Source organism: Paenibacillus sp. P4_E11, assembly GCF_056401635.1.
Genome location: NZ_JBFUIX010000198.1, coordinates 1 through 5,170 on the forward strand (window position 1 = coordinate 1; position 5,170 = coordinate 5,170).

Consider the following 5,170-nt stretch of genomic DNA (forward strand, 5'->3'; position numbering starts at 1 on the left):
GTACAGAAGTGTACGAAGGTATGGTCGTAGGCGAGCATACACGCGATAACGACATCACCGTTAATATTTGTAAGGAAAAACCTCTTACGAACATGCGTGCATCCAGTAAGGATGATACCGTGAAGATTAAGACGCCTCGTTCATATTCACTTGAGCAAGCGCTGGAATATTTGAACGACGATGAATATTGTGAAGTGACACCGAAGTCGATTCGTCTACGTAAGAAAGTATTGAACAAAAGCGATCGCGAACGTTCTGAGAAGCAACGGAAAGTAGCAGAAACGAACGTATAAGATGTAACAAAGACGACCGGATACGCTTAAGTGATCCTTGTATAGCCGGCTGGACATTCCAGCCGGCTAGCGGATCCACTGGCGAGGAGGAAGAAAAGCGATGCAAACATGGTTGGCTGAACATCTTTGGATCACATATATCCTAATTTATATATTTCTCGTCTATATTTATAATAAGGTGTTTCGCACCCGCAAGCTTCCGATATTGAAAGCCGCAATTGTGTACATAATGATGGGCGTAGGGGCCCTTATTTTGCTGATGTTCCAGGTTGATTTGGATTTGCCCATTCTGCTCTGTCTTTGTGTCGCCGTAGCGCTCATGTTCATGGTACGAGTCCGTTATTGGGTGGAGCGTAGACAGAAGAAGTAAGAGAAGCGGAGGTACGATGATGACGCATTCGTATTGGTTAACGCCGATCGACACGCTCGAACCTTTCGTACTGGGAGCCGATCGGATCTGTTGTGAGCCTGCTGCGCAGCTGGAACAGTTTCGTGCGGCGCTGAAGCGGATTCATCCAAGGATGCTGATGTTGTTCAAAGCTGGTTTACTGCCGGGGGATCCGAATCCTTCCGTACTGCCTTCAAGTGCCGGGGCTAGCTGCGGATCGGATCGGATTCCTTTTTCCTTATCAGAGCAAGGCGTGATACGATTCGGCGATACAGCTGAGTTGATGCTGTCCTCTTGTGCACAAGCTATGGTACAGAGGCTTTTAGATCCAGAAGAAGCATGGACCATGCTCCATTCTAATAAAGCGCGCGAGCCAGAGTTGCAGGGAAGATGGCTACTGGCTATGGAACAATGGCTGCGGCAACACAAGCACGTCATATTAATCCGGGAGGATGTATACAGATGAAGCTGCGCGACGCCTTGTACAATTGGTTGCAGATGAAGATCGTGTCCGAGCAACGTCCAGAAGATGGGGCTGCTGCCGAAACACTGCAATTTTTCGAAACGATATTGACCGAGGATCATCACTTGACGCATTATGCTATAACTGATTCAACGGATACGAGCTACACCGTTCACTATGAACTGGACGGAGCACTTGCGTCTGAGAGATTCGATCGGGAGCTGGCAGAACAGCTTATTCAAGAGATTAGCTCGAATCCCAAATATAACGAATGAGGAAGGGGGAATTGGAATGAGCCCCGTTCCGAATACGCCGCCAGGAGCACCACAGTTTCCACCCCGTCGTCCCAAACGCAAATCACGCTTTTGGCTGAAATCATTTATAGGAATCATCATCATACTCGTATTAGGTGGACTAGGGTATGCAGGGTACATATATTGGCAAATTAATCAGGCGATAGCTCAGGTAGGGACGGATGCACCGGTCGCACCGGCTCAATCTGCCAAATCGAAGCCGCTCACTGTACTCCTACTCGGTACGGATACACGGGCAGAGACCGGTAGCCTGAATACGGACGTCATTATGGTCGCTTCTCTTAATCCGACAACTCGCTCTGCTACACTGGTGTCCATTCCAAGGGATACACAAGTGAAGTTAAGCGGAATCAAGGTGAACAAAGCGAATGCGTTCTATGCCAACTATATGGCGGCTGATAAGAAAACGGCGGATACGAAGACGAAGGACTTGTTCGGGAAATTCCTGAATGTGAAGATCGATTATGTAGCCAAGATCGACTTCAAAGGCTTCGAGGATGTAATTGACAAGCTTGGCGGGCTTACAATTGACGTGGATATGGACATGTGCTACGTGGACAAATATGACGGAACGAATATCAAGCTGAAGAAAGGTGTTCAGCCTCTGGATGGACAGAAGACGCTAGACTTCGTCCGTTATCGGAAATCGAATTGTGGCACAGCCGAGTCGAATGATATGCAGCGTAATGAGCGTCAGCAACAAGTCATCGATAAGATGCTTGGTAAGCTGAAATCAATCGAGGGTGTGTTGAAGCTGGGGCAAGTTATCGAATCATTCGGCAATAATGTGAAGACAGATATTCCTTCCGCTCAAATCAAAACGTTCATTGGGACATATATCGGGATAGATCGTGATAAAATAAACTATATTCATTTGGAAGGTGACTGGCAAAGTCCATATGTGATCCTGACCAATGAAGAGATCAAGGCGGCTCAGTCGGCACTCCGCACGACTCTGTCAGAAGGTAAGTGAAGCCGATTGAGGAGCAGGGATGTCTATGGATGCTCGGCCGTTGGGTATGGTATAATGGAGATAAGCTTCCATTTGTTATCTAATGACTCCGTCACGACTATCAGGAGGATGAATGTATGGCCGAAACGGTTACTGCTTTGTCGGAGCACCTACTGAACCATTTCAACAAAGAAAAGTTGGCCCTACTCAGCACGATTGATGCCGAGACAGGTACGCCAAGCCAGAATGCGATTTCATGGGTAAGTGCCGTATCGCCTGGTAAAATTCGATTCGCCTTGGATCTGCGGTCGCGAATTGTGGCCAACGTGAGAAGCAATCCGCTAGCAACCATCACGGTATTCGCGAACGGAACGGTACATGCTGTGAGCGGCCGTACGAGCATCGTGACAGATGATTTGGATGGTGTACCCTTCAAGCTCGCATGCTTGGAGCTGGACATTGACGCCGTACGCGATGTAATGTTTTATGGCTCGCGCATTTCTGTAGAGCCCGAATATGAGAAGACGTATGACAAACGCGCAGCCGATAAGCTAGACGGCCAAGTGTTTGCTGCCATGAAAAAAGCCTAGTTCAAATGAACTGGGCTTTCGGTGTCTTCTGAGGACTTGTCCTACATGTCCTTGTTGTTCAGCTTCTGCCGGTCTTCTGATTGTGCTGGTGTGTTGTTCTGCGGTGTAATGTCTTTCGGGATTTGTGGAACGATTCGCCCGATAATATCGGCTACTTCCTCTGCGAAGCCCGCGATGGGACGGCCGCGGCTGATATCATCCCGCATCTCTTGGATGCGACCGGAAAGCCCCATGTCYGCTGTCACGAAGGCATGAACACCGTAAGGGTCTTTGCGCAGCGCTTCAGCAACCGAATATTTGATGACGTCCACTCTGGAACGATCCAGCATCGGATCCACATCAATGCCGACTATGGCTGTATTGCCCAGAACGATGCATTTCGCGCTTTCGACCTGCGGAATGCTTGCAGCGAGTGCTTCCAAGCGGTCTCTAACTTCTTTCTTATCCGTAATCTGCGGTTTGTCGGGAACGGTTTGCTGTACTTTCACATTACGGCCAGTGTCGGGACCATTGTTAGCCCAATCTTCAGAAGGGGCCGACTGCGTGTTCCCTTTGGAACAACCGGACACTACCGTAGCCAATAGCACCATGACAATCCAATATCGCATCTGTTATCGCACTCCTCATCTATTCCTGATTCGTCATCGTTAGTTTGTCCGCATCACTTTCAAATATGTACGACTGCCGACACCAAGCCAGGGAGGAAACTCAAATGAGAAAAATCTATGTATTGGACACCAACGTGCTGCTCCAAGACCCAAATGCTATTTTTGCCTTTGAGGACAACGAGGTGATCATCCCTGCGATTGTGTTGGAAGAGATTGATACGAAGAAACGAAACGCCGATGAAATCGGACGTAACGCACGATACGTTTCTCGACTGATGGATGGCTTGCGAGAGAAGGGACGGCTGCACGATGGCATCGAACTTGAACATGGTGGAAGCGTGAAGGTGGAGCTCAACCATCGCAGTTTCATGCGGATGCAAGAAGTGTTCGGTGAGATTACGAACGACAACCGTATTCTGGCGGTAGCGTTGAATTATCATGTTGAGGAGCAGAGCAAGGAAGAGCCAAGACCGGTCACGCTTGTAAGCAAAGATACCCTTGTACGGATTAAGGCTGATGTTCTTGGATTGAACGCCGAAGATTACTTGACCGATCGCATCGTTTCCTTAACCGATATGTACCCAGGGTATTTGACGATTCACGTCCATCCTGGCATTATCGACAACTTTTATAACGCCCGATTCCTACCCGTTTCGAGTCTGAACCTGCCTTATGCCCTTCATCCACATGAATTTATCATTTTGAAGGATGAGCTTGGTACGTCCAAATCGGCTTTGCTGAAAGTCAGTCATGACGTGAAGAAGCTGGAGCCGCTGTTCCTGAGCAATGAACCGATCTGGGGAATCGGGGCGCGTAATGTACAGCAGCGGATGGCGTTGGAGCTACTGTTGAACGATGAAATTCCACTCGTGACACTGACGGGGAAAGCTGGAACCGGTAAGACGTTATTGACTTTGGCGGCAGGACTTATGAAGATCGAGGACGAACATAAATATAAGAAGCTGCTGATTGCACGACCCGTCGTTCCAATGGGCAAAGATATTGGTTATTTACCGGGTGAGAAGGACGAGAAGCTGCGGCCCTGGATGCAGCCGATCTACGATAATCTGGAATTTCTGTTCGACACGAAGAAACCGGGGGATATCGAGAAAATATTGGCGGGCATGGGCAGCATCCAGGTGGAAGCACTCACCTACATTCGCGGCCGCTCCATTCCAGGACAATTCATTATTATCGATGAAGCTCAGAACTTATCCAAGCATGAGGTGAAAACGATCGTTTCGCGGGTAGGTGAGGGCAGCAAGATTGTGCTTGTAGGTGATCCCGAGCAGATCGATCATCCTTACCTCGATTCGTCGAGCAATGGACTCACTTATGTCGTGGAACGATTCAAGGATCAAGGCTTGAGCGGTCACATTAATCTGGAACGTGGAGAACGGTCCCACTTGGCTCAGCTGGCTGCAGACTTGCTATAAGACATACTACGCACTATCGGAGGTTCCAACATTCATGTTATCGACGCACAAGGGAACACAATGGCTTCAGGCTTATAAAGATCATATGGAGCGTCAACTGCTTCCTTTCTGGCATAAGGCCGTTGA

At 48.7% G+C, this 5,170-nt stretch carries 7 protein-coding genes and 1 pseudogene; 7 read left to right on the forward strand and 1 reads right to left on the reverse strand.

From position 1 onward, the window contains the following. From AC1DWB_RS31025 to AC1DWB_RS31050, 6 genes and pseudogenes are all read left to right on the forward strand, one after another. Positions 1-293 (forward strand): annotated as a pseudogene (locus AC1DWB_RS31025) (translational GTPase TypA); the annotation flags it as partial. A 100-nt stretch (positions 294-393) separates the two neighbouring features. Next, positions 394-663: a YlaH-like family protein gene (locus AC1DWB_RS31030; protein ID WP_477544956.1), complete on the forward strand. Its 270-nt coding sequence runs from the start codon at positions 394-396 to the stop codon at positions 661-663. Between the two features lie 16 nt (positions 664-679). Continuing rightward, positions 680-1,147: a hypothetical protein gene (locus tag AC1DWB_RS31035; protein ID WP_477544957.1), complete on the forward strand. Its 468-nt coding sequence runs from the start codon at positions 680-682 to the stop codon at positions 1,145-1,147. Then, positions 1,144-1,419, forward strand: coding sequence for a hypothetical protein (locus tag AC1DWB_RS31040; RefSeq protein WP_477544958.1), 276 nt, complete (start codon positions 1,144-1,146; stop codon positions 1,417-1,419). Before AC1DWB_RS31035 ends, AC1DWB_RS31040 begins: the two co-directional genes overlap by 4 nt. Positions 1,420-1,435: 16 nt before the next feature. Continuing rightward, positions 1,436-2,431 (forward strand): LCP family protein, encoded by a 996-nt coding sequence (locus tag AC1DWB_RS31045; RefSeq protein ID WP_477544959.1) that lies wholly within the window; start codon positions 1,436-1,438, stop codon positions 2,429-2,431. Positions 2,432-2,547: 116 nt separating this feature from the next. After that, positions 2,548-3,000 (forward strand): pyridoxamine 5'-phosphate oxidase family protein, encoded by a 453-nt coding sequence (locus AC1DWB_RS31050; protein ID WP_477544960.1) that lies wholly within the window; start codon positions 2,548-2,550, stop codon positions 2,998-3,000. Positions 3,001-3,041: 41 nt separating this feature from the next. Here AC1DWB_RS31050 and AC1DWB_RS31055 read toward each other — a convergent pair whose 3' ends face one another. Then, positions 3,042-3,608 carry a YhcN/YlaJ family sporulation lipoprotein gene (locus AC1DWB_RS31055; protein ID WP_477544961.1) on the reverse strand — a complete coding sequence of 189 codons (567 nt, stop codon included), beginning with the start codon at positions 3,606-3,608 and terminating at the stop codon, positions 3,042-3,044. A gap of 104 nt (positions 3,609-3,712) precedes the next feature. Between AC1DWB_RS31055 and AC1DWB_RS31060 the strand changes: the two genes are divergently transcribed. Beyond that, positions 3,713-5,044 carry a PhoH family protein gene (locus AC1DWB_RS31060; RefSeq protein WP_477544962.1) on the forward strand — a complete coding sequence of 444 codons (1,332 nt, stop codon included), beginning with the start codon at positions 3,713-3,715 and terminating at the stop codon, positions 5,042-5,044. Positions 5,045-5,170 lie beyond the last annotated feature (126 nt).

What these genes read in the sequence shown, in the direction of transcription:
- AC1DWB_RS31045 (WP_477544959.1), top strand. Translation starts at nt 1,436, where the DNA reads ATGAGCCCCGTTCCGAATACGCCGCCAGGAGCACCACAGTTTCCACCC.
- AC1DWB_RS31030 (WP_477544956.1), top strand. Translation starts at nt 394, where the DNA reads ATGCAAACATGGTTGGCTGAACATCTTTGGATCACATATATCCTAATT.
- AC1DWB_RS31040 (WP_477544958.1), top strand. Translation starts at nt 1,144, where the DNA reads ATGAAGCTGCGCGACGCCTTGTACAATTGGTTGCAGATGAAGATCGTG.
- AC1DWB_RS31050 (WP_477544960.1), top strand. Translation starts at nt 2,548, where the DNA reads ATGGCCGAAACGGTTACTGCTTTGTCGGAGCACCTACTGAACCATTTC.
- AC1DWB_RS31060 (WP_477544962.1), top strand. Translation starts at nt 3,713, where the DNA reads ATGAGAAAAATCTATGTATTGGACACCAACGTGCTGCTCCAAGACCCA.
- AC1DWB_RS31035 (WP_477544957.1), top strand. Translation starts at nt 680, where the DNA reads ATGATGACGCATTCGTATTGGTTAACGCCGATCGACACGCTCGAACCT.